At 41.7% G+C, this 20,652-nt stretch carries 12 protein-coding genes and 1 riboswitch; of the genes, 11 read left to right on the top strand and 1 reads right to left on the bottom strand.

Features of this window, described 5'->3' with window-relative positions; translation table 11 throughout:
- The first annotated feature begins 53 nt into the window (after positions 1-53).
- The 10 genes from J4N25_RS15155 (at position 54) to J4N25_RS15110 (ending at position 18,335) form a co-directional block, all read left to right on the top strand.
- Positions 54-698: a hypothetical protein gene (locus tag J4N25_RS15155; RefSeq protein ID WP_207420513.1), complete on the top strand. Its 645-nt coding sequence runs from the start codon at positions 54-56 to the stop codon at positions 696-698.
- A 126-nt stretch (positions 699-824) separates the two neighbouring features.
- Positions 825-960: riboswitch (cobalamin riboswitch) on the top strand.
- A 97-nt stretch (positions 961-1,057) separates the two neighbouring features.
- Entirely contained in the window at positions 1,058-2,026 is a 969-nt protein-coding gene (locus J4N25_RS15150) for a ribonucleoside-diphosphate reductase small subunit (protein ID WP_207420512.1), read from the top strand.
- A 50-nt stretch (positions 2,027-2,076) separates the two neighbouring features.
- Complete coding sequence (locus tag J4N25_RS15145) at positions 2,077-4,470, top strand: ribonucleoside-diphosphate reductase subunit alpha (protein WP_207420511.1); 2,394 nt, start codon at positions 2,077-2,079, stop codon at positions 4,468-4,470.
- A 634-nt stretch (positions 4,471-5,104) separates the two neighbouring features.
- Complete coding sequence (locus J4N25_RS15140; protein WP_207420510.1) at positions 5,105-6,223, top strand: glycoside hydrolase family 43 protein; 1,119 nt, start codon at positions 5,105-5,107, stop codon at positions 6,221-6,223.
- A 38-nt stretch (positions 6,224-6,261) separates the two neighbouring features.
- Positions 6,262-8,880, top strand: a complete 2,619-nt coding sequence (locus tag J4N25_RS15135) for a glycoside hydrolase family 3 C-terminal domain-containing protein (RefSeq protein WP_207420509.1) — start codon at positions 6,262-6,264, stop codon at positions 8,878-8,880.
- Positions 8,880-10,973, top strand: coding sequence for an alpha-glucuronidase (locus tag J4N25_RS15130; protein WP_207420508.1), 2,094 nt, complete (start codon positions 8,880-8,882; stop codon positions 10,971-10,973). Before J4N25_RS15135 ends, J4N25_RS15130 begins: the two co-directional genes overlap by 1 nt.
- 273 nt (positions 10,974-11,246) lie before the next feature.
- Positions 11,247-12,347: an endo-1,4-beta-xylanase gene (locus tag J4N25_RS15125; protein ID WP_207420507.1), complete on the top strand. Its 1,101-nt coding sequence runs from the start codon at positions 11,247-11,249 to the stop codon at positions 12,345-12,347.
- Positions 12,347-15,211 (top strand): glycosyl hydrolase 115 family protein, encoded by a 2,865-nt coding sequence (locus J4N25_RS15120; protein WP_207420506.1) that lies wholly within the window; start codon positions 12,347-12,349, stop codon positions 15,209-15,211. Before J4N25_RS15125 ends, J4N25_RS15120 begins: the two co-directional genes overlap by 1 nt.
- 21 nt (positions 15,212-15,232) lie before the next feature.
- A complete protein-coding gene (locus tag J4N25_RS15115) occupies positions 15,233-17,173 on the top strand; it encodes a sialate O-acetylesterase (RefSeq protein ID WP_207420505.1) in 1,941 nt (646 codons plus the stop codon).
- 46 nt (positions 17,174-17,219) lie between these two features.
- On the top strand, positions 17,220-18,335 hold the full coding sequence (locus tag J4N25_RS15110; RefSeq protein WP_207420504.1) for a metallophosphoesterase family protein: 1,116 nt from the start codon (positions 17,220-17,222) through the stop codon (positions 18,333-18,335).
- 11 nt (positions 18,336-18,346) lie between these two features.
- On the opposite strand, the gene J4N25_RS15105 is transcribed toward J4N25_RS15110, so the two are convergent.
- Complete coding sequence (locus tag J4N25_RS15105; RefSeq protein WP_207420503.1) at positions 18,347-19,423, bottom strand: PKD domain-containing protein; 1,077 nt, start codon at positions 19,421-19,423, stop codon at positions 18,347-18,349.
- A 118-nt stretch (positions 19,424-19,541) separates the two neighbouring features.
- On the opposite strand from J4N25_RS15105, the gene J4N25_RS15100 reads away from it, so the two are divergent.
- Complete coding sequence (locus tag J4N25_RS15100; RefSeq protein ID WP_207420502.1) at positions 19,542-20,426, top strand: DMT family transporter; 885 nt, start codon at positions 19,542-19,544, stop codon at positions 20,424-20,426.
- Positions 20,427-20,652 lie beyond the last annotated feature (226 nt).

Below are 20,652 nucleotides of genomic sequence, written 5' to 3'. Positions count from 1 at the left end.
AACTTCTTATATTTAACTATTTTCAACAACCCTTTGCGGAAAACACCGTAAAAGTGAATTCAACACCGGAAGAAACCTCTTTGATGGAATATATGAAATACGTGGGAAAAGCATTTCTCTTGTTGGTTATGCTTGTGGCAAACCAGGCTTGTAATAATAAAGAACAGGTAATTCCCGAGAGTGAACTGCTAAATCTTCAGGCGTTGATGATGGAAAAAATTCGAGCTGCCGTATTAACTGCCGATCCCGATAGTGATTTTGCTACTATTATGCAATTGTCTAATGAGATCTCGATCACAATTGCAAATAAAGAATTACAATCAGGCCGGAGTGCCCGGATGCAAGCAGTGGCTCGGGAGGTAATTTCTGGTCTCAAAGCAGAGAACGAAGAAATTGAAAAGCTTCTAAAAACTCACCAGGGAACACTGGCTATTCCTGAATTCAGGGAAAAAATTCTACTTAATATCGAGCGTGCCGAAAAAAGTGTGCAACTGCAAACTGGGAAAGGAAATATAGATAAAGACTTTGCAACCATAATGATATTGCAAAATCAGGGGGCAATTGAGAACGTCCATTTGCAAACTGTCTATGGCACTCATCTTCCCCTTAAAACCTATGGAAGAGCTGTTACAGAAAAGAGGGACTTGCAAAACCGGTACCTTCAGAGTTGGTTGCTCGGAATCGAAAACCCAGATTAAAATTCTCCCATTTATTTTTTTTAACTGCTATTAGGATTAATTCAAATTGAGCGATTGTTGAGAAAAGGCAATCTGTTAAGAATTAAGTTTCTTTTAGGGCTAGCTTAAGCATATCTTTACGGCCAATTAATTCAATAACTATTTAGGTTCATCTGTAGTTGACAGATGATTAAAAGGGAACCGTGTTCTATTCACGGGCTGACGTGCAACTGTGATCCGCATTAGCGGTAAGCCAGATACCTGCCGGGTAGTTCTTGTCAAAACTTTCACGAATAAGGTTTTGACGAAAGTCTCCCTACCCAGTGCCATGGGTTAGCTGCCTTTTGTCAATTCCTGTTTGTATCAAGAACAAAAAAATTATGCAACAGGAAGAAGTATTATTAAAAGAAAACAAAGATCGATTTGTAATCCTCCCGATCAATTATCCCCGAATCTGGGAGATGTACAAGAAACACGAAGCAAGCTTTTGGACCGCGGAAGAAATAGATCTTAGCGGGGACTTAAAGGATTGGGAACTCCTGAATCCGGGAGAAAGACATTTTATTTCTCACGTACTTGCCTTTTTTGCAGCAAGTGATGGGATTGTTAATGAAAACCTTGCGGTGAATTTCATGAGTGAAGTACAGGTTCCGGAAGCCCGCTGCTTTTATGGTTTTCAAATAATGATGGAAAACATACATTCCGAAACCTATGCTCTTTTAATTGATACTTATATCAAGGACCCTCGCGAAAAGGACCATTTATTCCATGCTGTGGATACGGTTCCAGCTGTAAAAAAGAAAGCCGAATGGGCATTACGATGGATTGAGAACGGCAGTTTTGCCGAGAGGTTGGTAGCTTTTGCTGCAGTGGAAGGTATTTTTTTCAGTGGAAGTTTCTGTTCTATATTCTGGTTAAAGAAAAGGGGACTGATGCCAGGGCTTACCTTTAGTAATGAGTTGATCAGTCGTGATGAGGGTTTGCATTGCGAGTTTGCTTGTTTGCTTTACGGTATGCTGAATAAAAAACTTTCTCAGGAACAAGTTCATGCAATTATTAATGAGGCAGTTTTGATTGAGAAGGAATTTATCACTGAAGCTCTTCCGGTTGACCTTATTGGAATGAATGCCAAACTAATGAAGCAATACATCGAGTTTGTTGCAGATCGTTGGCTGAATGAACTAGGCTATGAAAAGATCTTTAACTCTCAGAATCCCTTTGATTTTATGGAGATGATCTCCCTGCAGGGGAAAACGAACTTTTTTGAGAAGCGAGTTGGTGATTATCAAAAAGCGGGAGTTTTATCGGGTAATGATACCCAAAGCTTTTCACTAGACGAGGATTTCTAATATTCAGCAACTTCTCATTCATTCATTCATTCACCTTAAAACAAAAAATAATGTTAGTAATAAAACGAAACGGCAGGAAAGAAAGCGTAAAGTTTGATAAAATAACAGCCCGTATTCAAAAATTATCCTACAGTTTAAGTCCCCTGGTAGATCCTATTGATGTTGCTAAGAAAGTAATAGAAGGGATCTTTGACGGTGTCACTACTACAGAACTGGACAACCTCGCTGCTGAAACAGCTGCCTCACTTACTACTAAACACCCTGATTATGCACTTTTGGCTAGCAGAATAGCAGTAAGCAATCTTCATAAGAATACTGCTAAGTCCTTTACTGATACCATGGTTAAGCTATATAATTATACTGATGCTTTATCCGGTAGAAGAATGCCTTTGATTGCAGACGATGTTATAGAGATCATTAAACGAAATGCAGAACTTCTGGACAGCTCCATTATATATGACCGCGATTTTGGATTCGATTACTTTGGGTTCAAAACCCTGGAGAAGTCTTATCTGCTGCGAATAGACGGAGTGGTGGCCGAACGACCGCAGCACATGTATATGCGGGTAGCGATAGGGATCCATAAAGAGGATATTGAAAGTGCATTAAAAACCTATCACCTGATGAGCGAGCGTTGGTTTACTCATGCAACGCCTACCTTATTTAATGCAGGTACGCCAAAGCCTCAGATGTCTTCTTGTTTTCTTCTTTCTATGAAGGATGACAGTATTGATGGGATATATGATACTCTTAAACAAACAGCCAAAATTTCTCAAAGCGCTGGTGGGATTGGCTTAGCAATTCATAACGTACGTGCAACAGGAACCTATATTGGCGGAACAAACGGTACTAGTAACGGTATAATTCCAATGCTAAGAGTTTTTAATGACACTGCCCGTTATGTTGACCAGGGGGGAGGTAAACGTAAAGGTGCTTTTGCCATTTACCTGGAACCTTGGCATGCTGATGTATTTGAGTTTCTCGACTTGCGTAAGAACCACGGTAAGGAGGAACTAAGGGCGCGTGATCTTTTCTATGCCTTATGGATACCAGACTTATTTATGAAAAGGGTAGAGGCAAATGAAGACTGGAGTCTGTTTTGTCCACACGAGGCTCCCGGCTTGCACGAATGCTTTGGGCAGAAATTTGAAGATCTATATCAACAGTATGAAAATGAGGGCCGCGCGAGAAAAACGATTAAAGCACAAGAGCTATGGTTTGCCATACTGCAAGCTCAAATTGAAACAGGTACCCCTTATCTGCTTTATAAAGATGCTGCTAACAGTAAAAGTAATCAACAGAACCTTGGGACAATAAAAAGCAGTAACCTTTGTACCGAGATCATGGAGTATACTAGCCCAGAGGAAGTTGCTGTTTGTAACCTGGCTTCTATTGCCCTGCCTCGTTTTGTGGTTAACGGTAAGTTCGATTTCGACAAGTTATATGAGATAACTTATCATGCAACTAAAAATCTTAACCGTATTATCGACCACAATTATTACCCGGTTGAGGAGGCCCGAACTTCTAATATGCGACATAGGCCAATAGGACTTGGGGTGCAGGGTTTAGCAGATACCTTTATACTTTTACGTCTTCCTTTTGAGAGCGAATTAGCACGAGCATTAAATAGGGATATTTTTGAAACTATTTACTTTGCTGCAATGACTGCAAGTAAAGACCTGGCAAAAGATAATGGGCCTTACGAAACATTCAGCGGTTCTCCGCTTTCCAAAGGTATGTTCCAGTTCGATCTATGGGGAGTAGAAGCTTCAGATCGTTATGATTGGGAGGCATTACGCCAAGAAGTAAAAAAACATGGTGTAAGAAATTCCCTGCTGGTTGCTCCAATGCCTACTGCTTCCACATCTCAGGTACTAGGTAATAACGAGTGCTTTGAACCCTATACCTCTAATATTTACACTCGCCGGGTGTTGAGTGGGGAGTTTATCATTGTTAACAAGCATTTACTAAAAGACCTTGTGCGACTGGGTCTTTGGAACAATACAATGAAGAACACTATTATAGCAGCAAATGGATCAATCCAGCATATCCAGGAGATTCCTTCAGAAATTAAGGAGTTATATAAGACGGTATGGGAAATAAAACAGCGCAGTCTTATTGACATGGCTGCAGACAGAGGTGCCTTCATCTGCCAATCTCAATCTTTAAATCTTTTTGTAGATCAACCATCTGCAGCAAAATTAACCTCAATGCACTTTTACGCCTGGAAAAAAGGTTTAAAAACAGGAATGTATTACCTCAGAACGCAAGCTGCTAGTCAGGCCGTGCAATTTACGGTAGAAAAGCAGGGAGGAAAAAATATGGACCCGGTTATTCCGCCGATTACTGAAGTACAGAAAAGTGAGGTTAGTGGTATTGAGGAGATAACTGAAGCAGGCGCTAGTTGCAGCATGGAAGAAGGTTGTATTTCGTGCGGCTCGTGATTGCGATTTAAAAGACATTAATAATAAAATAAAAGATCTGGCCTAAATCTTAAAAAAGAACTGCCCCTACTGAGGGGCAGTTAAAATAAACCATTTTTTATAACCAATAAAATTTGAGGAGGGACTTGATAAGGAATCAACATCTCTGTTGATCTTTTTTTGATATTTCAAATATCCCTTTCCTAAAGTATTTGCAATGGCAGAATTGTGCCAATAAATGTCAATTATGTTTAAACTGGCGTCTGCTTGTTATTAGCAATTATTAAATTTTTCCTTCCCAAAAAGCAGTTTCCAGGCAATTTAATACCTATTAGTTTCCTATCAATTTATAGGATTGGTATGAATAATGAGTAAATTGAAGGTCTTATGGATTAATTTAAACATTCGAATAAGAAGTTTTAACAATTGTACCATATCATCCGCTCTCCCCATCTTAATTTTACTTCCAGATTAACCGTTAAAACTGACCTCTGGACTCAGGTGATCGGATCTCTCGAAAAGCAGCAGTGCCTGCTTTAATTATCCATTCATTTGGATATAAGACAAAAGATTAACTGGATCTATAATCTTCCTGTTTTACATAGGATGAGTTGAACATTTTGCCACTATAAAACTTAATTAGAAGAAGGACTATATGAAATTAGAAACCCTTGTGTTATCCGCTGTTATTTTATTTGCTTCCTCATGTGCCCAACAAAAGAAAGGCGTGCAAAGCAACGATACTGTAAGCCAGGAAGGGGCAGCCGAAACCAATTCTTTCAGCAACTCAATATCCAAACCACTGGTTAACCAACGCTATAGCGCTGATCCCTCTGCGCATGTTTTTGAGGGGAAGATCTATGTATATCCTTCTCATGATTACGATGCTGGTATTCCTGAAAATGATAATGGGGATCATTTTGCCATGAAGGATTTCTACATCTACTCAATGGATAGTGTTGGAGGTAAGGTTACAGACCACGGAGTTGCCCTTAAAGTGAGTGACATCCCTTGGGCTAGTAAGCAGCTTTGGGCTCCCGACGCCGCATACAAAAATGGAAAGTATTATCTGTACTTCCCTGTAAGGGATAAAGAAGGTGTATTCAGGATAGGAGTAGGGGTAAGCGATAAACCTCAAGGCCCTTTCAAGGCACAACCAGCGCCTATGAAAAATGCTTTTAGCATTGATCCTGCTGTTTTCACTGATAACGATGGCCAAAGCTATATGTATTTTGGTGGTATCTGGGGTGGACAACTTCAAAAATGGGCGACAGGCAAATTTGATCCGAATGGTTCAGCTACAGATCTGAATCAGGACGATAAACCTGCCCTAACGGCTAAAGTTGCAAAACTTAACGGGGATATGCTCGAATTTTCAGAAAACCCAAGGGATGTTGTAATCATTGATGAAAACGGAAAGCCAATTTTAGGAGGAGATCACAACCGCCGTTTCTTTGAAGCATCGTGGATGCATAAATATAATGGCAAATACTATTTCTCATATTCTACGGGAGATACACATTTACTTTGCTATGCAACGGGAGATAATCCGTACGGTCCTTTCACCTATCAGGGTGTAATTATGAAACCAGTTATTGGTTGGACCACTCATCATTCTATTCTTGAATTTAAAGGCAAATGGTACCTATTTTATCATGACACAGAATTATCAAAAGGTAAAACCCATCTTAGAAATGTGAAAGTTACTGAATTGAAGTACACACCGGATGGAAAAATAGAAACTATCGAGCCTTACACTACTGCAGCTAAATAATTTATAGCTTTAAACTTCTGAATTTGATCTATTTATTTATGAGGATATTTCGTCTGCTATTTGTTCCGATATTCATTTTCACTTCCGCCTTGGCGCAAAAGAAATATCCGTTTAACGATTATAACTTATCTTTCGAAAAACGCGTGGATGACCTGGTTTCACGGCTAACACTGGAGGAAAAGGTGTCTCAGATGCTTAATTCATCTCCGGCAATTCCTCGATTGGGGATACCAGCGTATGATTGGTGGAATGAAACATTGCATGGAGTGGCCAGAACACCGTTTAAGGTGACTGTTTACCCTCAGGCTATTGGAATGGCTGCCACTTTTAATTCGAATTCGCTTTTCAAGATGGCCGGGTACAGTGCGTTGGAAGGAAGGGCAATTTACAACAAGGCAGTTGAGACAGGTCGTACAAATGAACGCTACCTGGGATTGACCTACTGGACTCCAAACATCAATATTTTCAGGGATCCAAGATGGGGCCGGGGACAGGAGACGTATGGTGAGGATCCTTTTTTAACTGCTTCTCTGGGCGATGCCTTTGTTCGGGGCCTTCAAGGTAACGACTCTAAATACCTTTTGGCCGCAGCCTGTGCAAAGCATTACGCCGTTCATAGTGGCCCGGAACCGCTTAGGCACGTGTTCAATGTTGATGTTAGTGCCTATGACCTTTGGGATACTTACTTGCCTGCGTTTCGCAAGCTGGTAGTGGATTCGAAAGTAGCGGGAGTAATGTGTGCCTACAACGCTTTCAGAACCCAACCCTGCTGTGCTAGTGATCTGTTAATGACTGATATTTTAAGGAAACAATGGAAGTTCGACGGTTATGTTACTTCAGATTGCTGGGCAATAGACGATTTCTTTAAAAATCATAAAACCCATCCCGATGCCGCATCCGCTTCTGCTGATGCTGTTTTTCATGGAACTGATATCGACTGTGGAACAGATGCTTATAAAGCGTTAGTTCAAGCAGTAAAACAAGGTAAGATCACCGAAAAACAGATCGATATTTCTGTAAAGCGTTTATACATGATTCGTTTCAGACTAGGAATGTTTGATCCGGTATCCATTGTAAAATATGCCCAAACACCAGCATCTGTTTTGGAGCGTGCCGAGCACAAAGAACATGCTTTGAATATGGCACGTCAATCTATTGTTCTACTTCGTAACCAAGATCAAACGCTTCCACTTAAGAAGGACCTTAAGAAGATAGTGGTTCTGGGCCCTAACGCCGACAATTCAATATCTATTTTAGGTAATTACAATGGTATTCCATCTCAATTGTCTACTGTACTTCAGGGAATTAAAGAGAAAGTAGGGCAAAAAACGGAAGTGGTTTATGAAAAAGCTGTTAACTTCACAAATGATACCTTGCTCGTATATGAAGACCTGAGTTCGCAATATTCTAATGAAGGATCTCAGGGATTTAAAGCGGAATATTTTAACAACAAGGAGCTTAGTGGCAACCCTTTGTTTGTGAAAAAAGAGGCTCAGGTGAATCACTTCTGGCAAGAGGGCGAAATGATCTCCAACGGCCTTCGTGCCAATAATTTCTCGGCCCGTTATACCAGCAATTTCAAGGCCTCCGCTACAGGATCGCTTATGTTTGAAGTTGAAGCAGATGATGGATATCGTTTTCTGGTTAATGGGAAAGAAGTAATTAATGCATGGACACGCAATCGCTGGGGAGCAAGGACCTACAAGCTGGATACAAAGAAAGATTCGGTGTACCGTCTTGTACTTGAATACTGGCAGGGAGATGGAAAAGGAAACGTAAAACTTAGCACCGGTAATTACCAAAGGACCGATTTTGCTGCACTCGTGAACAAGTTTAAAGATGCAGATGCTTTTGTATTTGCAGGTGGAATTTCACCGCAGCTTGAAGGAGAGGAAATGAAGGTTAATTATCCGGGTTTTGATGGTGGGGACAGAACCTCTATTATGCTTCCGGCAGTTCAGACTGATTTAATGAAAGCACTAAAATCGACAGGAAAACCCGTTGTTTTTGTTATGATGACCGGTAGTGCAATTGCTACTCCATGGGAATCTGATAACGTACCGGCCATTCTTAATGCATGGTATGGAGGGCAGGCAGCAGGTACGGCAATTGCCGACGTGATTTTTGGTGATTATAATCCAGCAGGCAGGCTTCCTGTCACTTTTTACCGAAGTGATGCAGATCTGGCTTCTTTTACTGACTATGACATGACTAACCGTACCTACCGGTATTTTACCGGGAAACCATTATACGGTTTTGGCTATGGCCTTAGTTATACCACCTTCCGTTATGACCACTTGGTAATGCCGAAATCTGTTGCAAAAGGAAAAAACGTTGTTCTTTCAGTGCGAGTTACAAATACAGGTAAAATAGCAGGTGATGAGGTTGCTCAGTTATATTTAGTAAATCAGGATCCCAAAGTAAAAACATCTTTGAAATCTTTAAAGGGCTTCCAACGTGTCCATTTACGACCGGGAGAGAGCAAATTAGTTCGTTTCACTTTAACGCCGCAAGATCTGTCTTACATCGATGGTTCTAAAGATGGAGCCAGCGTTCAATTTAAAGGAAAAGTGTCCCTAAGCATTGGAGGCTGTCAACCTGATGAAGCTAATACAAGAACTAGTAATAATATATTTGGTAATTTGCTTATTCAATAATGTTAAAAATAAAACCCCTGCTAGCTAAAGCTGCAATCTGTTTTTCCATTTTCCTTACTTCGGGTAATATTGCCTTTGCTGATAACGGCCAAGAGCTATGGCTTCGAAAGGTCCAAAGCAACTCCGTTGAGGTAATTTGTAAGAAAAAATCACCAATTCTTTCCAATGCAATCGAAGAGTTGCAACGTGGATGGCAGGGAAAGAAAGGAGCGAAAATCACTCTTACAATTTCTGAAGATAAATCTATAAAAGGAGATGGTTTTAAACTTGGCAAGGACGGTATTTATGCCAACACTGAACGAGGTATTCTTTATGGAGTTTTTGAACTTCTTCGCCGTCAGACACTTCATCAGCCTGTCGGTAATATCGTTTCTAATCCGTCTTATGACAGGAGGGTTTTGAACCATTGGGATAACCTTAACGGTTCTATTGAGCGAGGATATGCAGGGAGATCAATCTTCTGGAGAGGAGAGAAAGACCTCGTTGTAACGCCGAAGGACCTGGAATTGTGGAGTCAGTACGCTCGTGCTAATGCGTCTATTGGCATAAACGGAAGCGTTCTTAATAATGTTAACTCATCCCCGCGGATGCTTGCTTCGGAGAATTTAAAACGCGTAAAAGCCATTGCCGACGCCTTGCGGCCATTCGGCGTTCGAACCTATCTTTCCGTTAATTTTTCGTCTCCTGCTATTTTGGGTGGGCTAAAAACTTCCGACCCATTAAATCCTGAAGTGGTAAAGTGGTGGAAAAACAAAGCCGGTGAAATCTACAAGCTCGTACCCGACTTCGGTGGGTTTCTTGTAAAGGCAAATAGCGAGGGCCAACCCGGACCGCAAGATTTTGGTCGTACCCATGCCGAGGGAGCAAACATGTTAGCCGATGTGCTTCAGCCTCATCAAGGTATAGTAATGTGGCGGGCTTTTGTTTATAGCTCAACAGATAAGGATCGGGCGCGACAAGCGTACAATGAATTTAAACCTTTGGATGGTCAATTCAGGGACAATGTTATTATACAAGTAAAAAATGGTCCTATAGATTTTCAACCGAGAGAACCATTTAGCGCCTTATTTGGTGCAATGGAGAAAACTTCTGTAATGCCAGAGTTTCAGGTTACCCAAGAATATCTCGGTCATTCTAACCATCTGGTTTTCCTATCCACTATGTGGGAGGAATGTTTGAAAAGTGATACTTACCAAAAAGGTAAAGGAAGTACGGTAGCACGTTGTACAGACGGTAGTATCTTTAACCAGAAGCATACAGCTATAGCTGGTGTATCAAATGTCGGGCTGGATTCAAATTGGACTGGCCATCATTTTGCCCAGGCTAATTGGTATGCCTTTGGTCGTTTGGCCTGGGATAATAGCTTGGAAAGCGAAAAGGTTGCCAATGAATGGCTGCGTCTTACATTTCAACCTCTTATCAGAGACAATAACTGGGAAGATAAGTTTGTGGATCCAATAAAGAAGATGATGCTCGAAAGCAGGGAAGCAGCCGTAAATTATTCTATGCCCCTTGGATTACATCACATTTTTTCTGCAAATCACCATTATGGACCTGGTCCCTGGTGGGCTCCTGCAAACGTCAGGGTAGACTGGACTCCCCCTTACTACCACCAGGCAAGTAGTAGCGGCATTGGGTTTAACAGGACCAAAAGTGGAAGTGATGCTGTATCCCAATATGCTGAACCTTTAGCATCTCAATTAAATGACATAAAGACTTGTCCAGAAATATATCTGCTTTGGTTTCACCATGTGTCTTGGGACTACAAGATGAAGAACGGCAGGACGCTATGGGATGAATTATGCTATCATTATGACCGCGGAGTGCAACAGGTTCGTGATTTTCAAAAAACCTGGGACAAAGTGGAGGCATTCGTTGATCCTGAAAGATTTCATCACGTTCAAAGCCGGTTAAAGGTTCAGGCTCGTGATGCAGAGGTCTGGAAGGATGGCTGTTTGTTATATTTCCAGCAGTTTAGTAAACGCCCGGTTCCCTACGAGCTCGAACGCCCTGTTTACGAATTGAAGTTCCTACAAACGGTTAATCCAATGCAACTTACAGGTAAGCCTTCCAGTGAAGAATGGATGAAATAAGTTTTTATATTTAATAATTTAAGTGTTTAAGATAGACTTGGCGGTATAAACCTCCAGGTCTTTTTTTTATGTTTCCTTTAGCTCAGCAAACGCTTTTTGTTCAATTTTCTCCTATAAATGTATTTTAAACATTTGTGCTATGATTTAGAACAATCAGAATACCTGCCAGAACACTTCCAGAACTACTTTTACAGCTGATTCAAGCCAAAAACTAAGCATTATAGACAACCGGTAGGTTTGACTAGCCATTGAAAATTAACACACACCGTACAGATGTACAGAAACAAAATTTCATTAGTGTTTTCTATTGCTGCATTGATTGCTACAAGCTGTGCAAGCAAAAAGAGCAGTTCTACAAGTTCCCATAAGGGCTTAAAGGATTATTATAGGTCATATTTCCCAATTGGAGTAGCTGTCGGTCCGAAAGACCTCTCGGGGGAAACAGCAGACTTTATCAAAAAGCATTTTAACAGCCTTACGGCAGAGAATGCAATGAAGATGGGCGTAATTCATCCTGCAGAAAACAGGTACGCCTGGAGGGACGCAGATTCTATTGTCAATTTCGCTCATAATAATGGACTAAAAGTGAGGGGACACAATTTATGCTGGCATGAACAGACCGCAGCATGGATGTTTAAAGATGCGGATGGGAAGACTGCCAGCAGGGAATTGCTACTAAAGCGACTAAAGGAGCATATCTTCAGCGTGGTAAAACGCTATGAAGGAAAGATTTATGTGTGGGATGTTGTAAATGAGGCTATAGATGATGATAGCACCAAGTTCCTGAGAAATTCTCAGTGGTATCAGATATGCGGTGAAGACTTTATAGCAAAAGCGTTTGAATATGCCCATGAAGCCGATCCGAAAGCGAGGTTATTCTATAATGACTACAATACGGAGCGGCCGGAAAAAATGGAGCGGGTGTACCGGCTGATGAAAAAACTGGTAGACGCAAAAGTGCCGGTGCATGGTGTGGGACTACAAGCCCATTGGTCTATTTATGAACCATCAGAGACCGAGTTGAGAAACACCATTGAGAAGTTTTCTTCACTGGGATTAGAGGTGCAAATAACTGAATTAGACATGTCTGTTTATCCATGGGAAAAAGAACGAAGAGAAAGAAAACCGGGTGAGTCAGATGTTCTTACTCCTGAGCTGGAAGATAAACAGGTTGAGCAATATTCAAAGGTCTTCAATATTTTCAGGGAGAATAAGGAAAAGATCACCAGTGTAACATTTTGGAATCTTTCCGACAGGTATACCTGGCTGGATACTTATCCTGTACAGGGGAGGAAAAATTATCCACTGTTGTTTGATACGAATTTGAAACCCAAAAAGGCTTATTGGGAAGTGGTGAATTTTAAGAAGAAGTAATGTTGAGGTTAAGAAAGACAATCCTTGTTGGGCTGCTGATGATAGCAGGAAGTGTAAAAGCTGTAGAAACAGATGTCTACATCTCTTTTAGCAAAGTTGCAGGGGGATTTCCTCTAAGCTCGGATGGAAAGGTACCAGCGCTTGTTTGCAGTACAAATGAGTGGCCGGGGGTTATGAGAGCGTTTAAAAGTTTTGCCCAGGATCTTCAAAAGGTTACGGGAACAGAGCCATCTTGGGCAAACGCTCCCGAAAAGAGCTCTAAAACTATTATAATTGCTGGCACCATAGGCCATAATGCGCTTATTGATCAGCTAGTTAAAAGTAAAAGACTAAACGTTGCCGGCGTTGTTGGTAAATGGGAGTCGTCAACAACACAGATCATAAATAATCCCTTTCCTGGAGTAGAGCGGGCACTGGTAATAGCTGGTAGCGATAAAAGGGGGACTATCTATGGTATTTATACAGTCTCGGCTCAAATCGGCGTTTCCCCATGGTACTGGTGGGCTGATGTACCGGTTGCAAAACGGAAAGACATCTATTTGACGGGTGCCCGGCATATACTTAAAGAACCGGCAGTCAAATACCGGGGAATATTTTTGAACGACGAGGCGCCAGCTCTAACAGGATGGGCCAGGGAGAAGTTTGGTGGTTTAAATCATAAGTTCTACGAGCATGTTTTTGAACTTATTCTCAGGTTAAAGGGTAATTATCTCTGGCCAGCAATGTGGGGAAATGCTTTCAACGATGATGATAAATTAAATCCTGTACTTGCCGATGAGTATGGAGTAGTTATGGGAACCTCTCACCACGAGCCCATGGTGCGATCACAACAGGAATGGAAACGCTTCGGCAAAGGTGATTGGAATTATCAAACTAATGCTCCGGTACTAAAAGAGTTCTGGGGTGATGGTATTAAAAATATGGGTTCAAAGGAAAGCATTGTTACAATTGCAATGAGGGGGGACGGCGACGAACCAATGACCGAGGGTAGTAATATAGCACTTCTAGAAAAAATAGTAAAGGACCAGCGTCAGATCATCGCTGACGTTACCGGCAAAAACCCCTCGGACGTTCCGCAACTATGGGCGCTTTATAAAGAGGTGCAAGACTACTACGATAAAGGCATGCGTGTACCTGATGATGTAACATTACTATTATGCGACGATAATTGGGGAAACATTAGAAAGCTGCCTTCACTAAAGGATAAGCCGAGGAGCGGTGGATACGGGATCTATTACCACTTTGATTATGTGGGTGGACCGAGAAACTACAAGTGGCTAAATACTAATCCTATCTCAAAAGTTTGGGAGCAGATGCATCTGGCGCACCAGTACGGGGCAGATCGGATATGGATTGTAAATGTAGGCGATCTCAAGCCGATGGAGTTCCCAATCGAGTTCTTTCTGGATTATGCAAGGGAGCCAGAAAAGTGGCCGGCTAAGAGTTTACAATTATATACGGAGAAATGGGCTGCTGCTCAGTTCGGCGCTAAGCATGCTGTAGAGATAGCTGATATTATTTCAGAGTATACGAAATACAATGGAAGAAGAAAGCCCGAGTTGCTTTCACCTAATACTTATAGTCTTGTAAACTATCAGGAATTTGAACGCGTAGTACAAGATTATAATACTTTGGCCAGACGGGCAGAAAAGATAGAGAAGGACCTCCCTGAAGACTACCGGGACGCTTTTTTTCAACTGGTCTTACACCCGGTTCTAGCCTGCGCAAACTTGAATGAGCTGTACTATACGGTAGGGAAAAATCGTCTGTACGCGAATCAAGGCCGTTCTGCAACAAATAGCCTCGCAGAAAAAGCAAAGCAGCTGTTTGAAAGGGATAAGGTAATATCTCATCGCTATAACAAAGAGCTTGCTGGGGGAAAGTGGAACCATATGATGGATCAGACACATATTAGTTACGTTTCATGGAGGGATCCAGAGGTGGATGTTTTGCCTGAGGTTAAAACGCTTGTACCAGATGGAAGAGCAGAGATGGGGGTAGCCGTTGAAGGTTCGTTAAAGCTCGCTGGCAGCGAGGAGGTAACGTTAAGTTTTGATGTGAACAACAGGCGTCGTTATATCGAGGTATTTAATAAAGGTACAGCAGGCTTTGACTTTACAGTAAAAACAAGTGAAGAGTGGCTTAAAGCCGATGTCTTATCAGGAAAGCTCGGAGACGAACGAAGGATATGGCTGGAGGCTGATTGGAACAAGGTACCTACAGGATCAAAAAAAGTGGGTGTGACCATAAATGGAGCTGGTCGAGACGTAACAGTCTATGCACTGGTAAATAAGGCTTCTGCAGCTGAAGAAGGCAAGCCTAATTTTCTTGCTAAAGCCTCGTATTTAGCTCTGGAAGCAGACCAGTTTTCAAGGGCTATTCCCTCTGCTTCCTGGCAGGTGCTACCAGGATATGGAAGAACAAAATCAGGTATCATGTCTGTCCCGGTTACCCAACCATCAGTCAGCTTATCTTCAAGTTCAGCCCATCTGCAGTACGAAATTAATTTGCAGGACACCGGAACGGTTAAGATGAAGATACTCGTGTCCCCCTCGCTTGATTTTATTAATAAAGGAGGTTTAACCTATGCTATTTCGGTAGATAATAGTAAACCTGAAATAATTAATATTCACGCCAATGAGGGAATGGGCAGTTGGGAAAGATCAGTTGCTGATAATATTCGGCCGCAAACCTTCAAACATAAATTCACCTCTCCAGGCAAGCATATAATTAAATTTTGGAGGATTGATCCTGGGGTGGTTTTACAAAGGATCATCCTGGATAGTGGAGGGTTAAAAGAAAGTTACCTTGGTCCTCCTGCAAGTTCAAAAGTAAGTGAGTTATTGAGTAATACTAATAGATAAAGGGCCTTTCAAATTTCGGATATGTACAAAGTTCTCGCTCAATTCTTTCTTTTTTTTTCCTGCTTGTCGATCGTTCAGTCGAATGCCCAGATACGGTTACCGCGACTAGTTGCAGATAGTATGGTTCTGCAGCGTGACATGCCTCTTAAAATTTGGGGTTGGGCTTCCCCTGGAGAGAAGGTTAGTGTTAACTTTAACAAAAGAAGCATTTCCACAGTGGCCGGGGCGGAAGGGAAATGGTTGGTAAAGCTACCTGCGATGAAGGCAGGAGGTCCATATGAAATGCGATTGCAGGGAAAGAACACAATAATACTGAAGGGAATATTGTTAGGTGATGTCTGGCTGTGTGCGGGCCAGTCAAACATGGTTCATCAAATGGGAATACATAATGTGAGGTATGCTGAAGATATCGAAAAGGCCAATTTTCCTGAAATCCGGCAGTTTTTGGTTCCTACCATGGCAAGTCTTTCGGGAACGAAGGATGATTTCCAAAAAGGCTCATGGAAGTGGGCAAATTCACAAAGTGTAAATGATTTCTCGGCTGTTGCCTATTTCTTTGCCCGCAATATTTATAACAAGCATCGTGTTCCTATTGGAATAATTAATTCAAGTTATGGAGGAACGCCTATCGAGGCCTGGACAAGCGAAGAGGGTTTAAAACAATTTGGTGCTCTGGCAGCGACTATAGCGCGTAATAAAGACACTTCTTATATTCAAGACAGGCAGAGGGCAGCAGTTTCAGCAAGCCAGAAACCTGATCCAGAACCGGATAAAGGGATGGCCGAAGCTGTTAAATGGTTTGAAAGCTCTTATGTGCCAAAGAACTGGCAAAATATCAATATTCCAGGATATTGGGAAGATCAGGGTGTAAGAGATCTGAACGGGGTAGTTTGGTATCGGAAAGAGATAGAAGTTCCCGCATCCATGGCAGGGAAGGAGGCCAAATTGTTTATGGGGAGGATTGTAGATGCTGATATTGCCTATATTAACGGGAAACAAGTAGGTTCAACATCCTACATGTACCCGCAACGTAGGTACTTAGTACCTGCTGGAGTTCTTAAGCCGGGTAGAAATATACTGGTTATCAGGGTTCAAAATAATGCGGGTAAAGGAGGCTTTGTTCCCGATAAGCCTTATTCTTTAATGGTAGGAAATTGGCAAATTGATTTGAAAGGTGATTGGCTGTATAAGGTTGGTAAAGTATTTCGGCCACAGAGGGGAGGAGTTGGTCCGGGACCTATTGCTGAACAGAACCAGCCTACAGCTCTGTACAATGCTATGATTGCCCCTTTTACTAATTATGCTCTAAAAGGTGTGCTCTGGTACCAGGGCGAAAGCAATACAGGGAAGCCGGAGGAGTACGAAAAGCTACTCCCTGCTCTGATAAGTGACTGGAGACAGAAGTTCTCCAGTCCTAAATTGCCATTTTACTATGTTCAACTTCCCAATTTTAGCGACGCCAGTTATCTACCAACTGAGAGTAGCTGGGCCATCGTAAGAGAAGCTTCTTTAAAAACCCTAAGTATTCCCAATACGGGAATGGCAGTTACTATCGACCTGGGAGAGTGGAACGATATTCATCCCGACAATAAGAAAGATGTTGGCGAAAGGCTTGCTTTGATTGCAAGGCGACTGAATTACGGAGAGAAGAATCTGGTGCATAGCGGGCCTCTTTACGAGTCCTCAAGGGTTGAAGGAAACAAGATGATTATTAGTTTTCGCAATGTAGGGAGCGGACTAATCAGTATTGACGGGGAGGAGTTATCACAATTTGCAATTGCTGGGGAAGATAAAAAATTCGTTTGGGCTAAGGCAAAGATTGTAGGAACTACTGTGCATGTATGGTCTGAAGAAGTCCCAGAACCTAAATTCGTAAGGTATGCCTGGGCAGATAATCCGGTTTTTCCTAATTTGTATAATATTGAAAAATTACCCGCTTCGCCTTTCAGGACAACTGAATAAAAGTATCAATTGATGATTTGTTAATATCGAATTGCTATTTTTGTTAATGATCATCGAAAACCCTGAAAAATATACCAGTCCTGCAATAAAATTAAACCAGCCTGATGATAGTTATAAATACCAGCCATTACCCACGCCGTCTGGTACTTATCCTTTTCATCTGCCTATAGAGACGATAAGAAATGTAAGCAAGGACCAAATGATATTCCATATGGTGGGCGATACAGGAAGTATCAGGGGACTAGAATTTCAGGAAAAGGTAGTGGGGGCCATGCTTCATCAGTTTGGAAATGAGGAAGATCAGCCGGATTTCCTTTTCCATCTAGGCGATGTAGTTTACAATCATGGAGAGGCTTCCCGCTACTACGAGCAATTCTTTTCACCTTATAGTAAATATCCTCGTCCTATTTTCGCTATTGCCGGTAACCATGATTGTGATGTAAATCCACAAAGTTCCGTTGCCTACAATAGCCTTGAGCCTTTTATGGCCGTTTTCTGCGACACCGAGCGTAGGATAGTCAGTTTTAGTGGAGACACAAATTGGATGAGTATGCCCCAGCCCAACGTTTATTGGACATTGGAAACACCGCTAGCCAATATTATAGGATTACAAAGCAATGTTCCCAAATTTGGCATAGTTACAGAGGAACAAAGGTTATGGTTTGTTGACGAACTAAGATCCGCTGCTACTCAGAGACCTCAAAAAGCCATCATCGTGTGTATTCACCACGCTCCATATTCTGCAGATATTAATCACGGTTCAAGTTTAACAATGATCGAAGTTCTTGAGCGTTCATTTCAGGAGGCGCAAGTAAGGCCAGACGTAGTGTTTAGCGGTCATGTGCATAACTATCAGAGGTTTGAGAAGAATTATCCTGACGGAGAGAAAACCACATTTATTGTTGCTGGGGGCGGGGGGTATGACCAGTTGCACGCCATTGCAAACAAGGACGATGTAAATTTTACTCCGGAACATCCTTTATTCGAAGGCGTTCGCCTGGTAAGTTACTGCGACTCGCAACACGGCTTCTTAAAGATTAAACTTGAGCGGACACAAGTTGGTATAGAAATAAAAGGGGAATACCATGCTATTTTGCCAAAAGTTGAAGATGATGGCTTTCAAACTGGGGTAGCTGATTCCTTCAAACTCCAGGCAAAATAGGAAGTTAGGGACTACTTAACGGCCACATCCCACTGATTTGCCCAACGGGCTTTTCCATCTGGTCCTTCGATTTCCAGTACCACAAGGTATTTCCCTGCTTCTTTGTAACGATGGACCGGATTTGGTTCTGCCGAGCTTGTTCCATCTCCGAAATCCCAATGCCATTTCTCGATCTTGCCCCGGCTTTGATCTTTAAATGTCACTTCTCTCTTTGCCATATCAGTAACAATGAAAGACCAACGGGCGTCCAGAGGTTTCAGATATTTTTCTTCAAGCGGCAGTAAGGTGAAGACGGTTCCAAGGCTGGAATTACCGTACATCTTATGGTTTTTGGATAAGTTCCAAAATCCTTTTACTTTTTCATCATTCACGTCGTCATAGTCAATTATCGCCCAAGTAAGTCCAATCTTCTTGTTATCATACAATATTGATTCCACCGCCCTTACAGGACCTTCAGCTCCAGCATAGTCAAAGGGTGTTATCCAAAACTCTGCAATTAACCTTCCCCGTTCTCCTGGTTTGAAATTATAGTTATAGGCGATGTTGGAATAGGGAAGGTTCTTTATCCATGGTTGTGAACCCCACGCAAGGGCCCAGTCTTTCCCCACAGCTGGGGTGAAAATATGATAGTTTTGAGCATGGACGCCGTGATACGAAAAGTAGGTTTCCATTTTATCGAGGGTTTGATTTGGATGCTGTTCCTGAATCAGAGGCCCACCCGAAAGGTCGCCATCGACAACGATCTCAAAGGTGTCATTATGCAATCCTGCAAGACTAAAATCCCAATAATTATCGTATGCCTCATACAGAAAATAAAGCCTGTTGAGTCCTTTTACCCAAGCTACTTTCACCTTTACATCCAAATTTTTAGGGTCAACTTTTGGATAGCGTCCCGAGTCATCCCACAACTGGTCAGTCCCTACGATATACTCTTTAGGGAAGGAATCCCAATCATCGGTCTTACCGTCAATTTTAGGGATCATGTTGGCTGGGAACTGGTAAATTTTATAACCCCGGTCTTCCTGAGCAAAGGTGTTGAAACTGATGAAACTTATGAGGCAGGCGCCCAGAAAAATTTCTAATCGCATTAGTGTTGTAATTGGTTTCCGCCAATTTAGAAATATGGATGAAAATCTCTGTCCTGTAGTGTCGGGTTAATGTTCAATTTTAACCAATCTTACCAGTAGTATTTTTAGTTTTGCCAGTGTGAAAAAGATATTGATAGGCTTAATATTTTCTATTCTTTGGGCATCAGCTTCTGTTGCTACTAAGGTTGGTGTGTTGTCAGCGCCCCCTTTGATCTTAGCTAACTCGCGTTTTTTTATAGCTGGATCCATTCTACTTGGCTTAACCTATGCGTTTAGCAGAGATAAGGAATACCGTATACCTAATCGCCAAGAGTTTAAGCAGCTCACTCTGTTTGGTTTTCTAAATACGACTATGTACCTGGGTTTGTATGTTTTTGCAATGAAATACACAGCAGCGGGTATTGGAAGTCTAGCTGTCTCTACAAATCCATTATTAATAGTGGTTTTTTCTGCTTTATGGCTGAGGCGGAAACCTTCTGCGACAGAAATTCTCTGTGTATTTTTAGGAATGGCTGGAATAGGAGTAGCTTGTTATCCTTTACTTCAAGATAGCCACACTACTTTAGGTGGCTTAATTTTGCTTATTGCAAGTATGATTACAGTTTCCATTGCCAGTGTATATTATGCTAGTGTGAAGTGGAAACTCCCTAACTTATTGATAAACGGGTGGCAGGTTTTTATTGCCGGAATTTTGCTTCTCCCTTTTACAATTGTTATGAGCGATTTCACGACTGTTCGCCTTGATTCTAATTTCTGGCTATCCGTTCTCTGGCTGAGTATTGCCGTATCCATTGTAGGGTTGATATGCTGGTTTCATCTACTTCGTATTGATACGGTGGAAGCTTCTTTATGGCTGTTCCTTTGCCCTGTCTTTGGCTTCTTTTACGCATGGTGGCTAATGGATGAGCCCATAACTGCCTACACTATCGCAGGTACAGTGCTCGTTATTTTAAGCCTTTACCTCGGTCAGAGAAGCAGTAGGAAAAAGGGGCCGGCTAAATAAACATATAGTAATCGTCTGAAACGTTATGGAGATTAAACCTCATATGTATAGGGTTTGACTCAAAAGTATTGTTTTTAACGCCTGTTTTCTTAAATGGAAGTGTAAATCCAAATATTTTATTTAAAATCCTCATATCGCTTTGTTTAATATCTCAAATATGAACTTTAAACGAACAAAGGTCAAATCGTAAATATTTATCCCGCATTACTTTTTGTTATATTCTTAG

This window comes from Desertivirga brevis (assembly GCF_017355835.1).
The sequence above is the reverse complement of the archived record's forward strand: the minus strand, read 5'-3'. Positions and strand labels throughout refer to the sequence as shown.

Excerpts from the sequence above, each read along its gene's own strand:
- J4N25_RS15115 (WP_207420505.1), top strand. The coding sequence starts at position 15,233 with ATGTACAAAGTTCTCGCTCAATTCTTTCTTTTTTTTTCCTGCTTGTCG.
- J4N25_RS15150 (WP_207420512.1), top strand. The coding sequence starts at position 1,058 with ATGCAACAGGAAGAAGTATTATTAAAAGAAAACAAAGATCGATTTGTA.
- J4N25_RS15105 (WP_207420503.1), bottom strand. The coding sequence starts at position 19,423 with ATGCGATTAGAAATTTTTCTGGGCGCCTGCCTCATAAGTTTCATCAGT.
- J4N25_RS15140 (WP_207420510.1), top strand. The coding sequence starts at position 5,105 with ATGAAATTAGAAACCCTTGTGTTATCCGCTGTTATTTTATTTGCTTCC.
- J4N25_RS15120 (WP_207420506.1), top strand. The coding sequence starts at position 12,347 with ATGTTGAGGTTAAGAAAGACAATCCTTGTTGGGCTGCTGATGATAGCA.
- J4N25_RS15145 (WP_207420511.1), top strand. The coding sequence starts at position 2,077 with ATGTTAGTAATAAAACGAAACGGCAGGAAAGAAAGCGTAAAGTTTGAT.
- J4N25_RS15125 (WP_207420507.1), top strand. The coding sequence starts at position 11,247 with ATGTACAGAAACAAAATTTCATTAGTGTTTTCTATTGCTGCATTGATT.
- J4N25_RS15110 (WP_207420504.1), top strand. The coding sequence starts at position 17,220 with ATGATCATCGAAAACCCTGAAAAATATACCAGTCCTGCAATAAAATTA.
- J4N25_RS15130 (WP_207420508.1), top strand. The coding sequence starts at position 8,880 with ATGTTAAAAATAAAACCCCTGCTAGCTAAAGCTGCAATCTGTTTTTCC.
- J4N25_RS15135 (WP_207420509.1), top strand. The coding sequence starts at position 6,262 with ATGAGGATATTTCGTCTGCTATTTGTTCCGATATTCATTTTCACTTCC.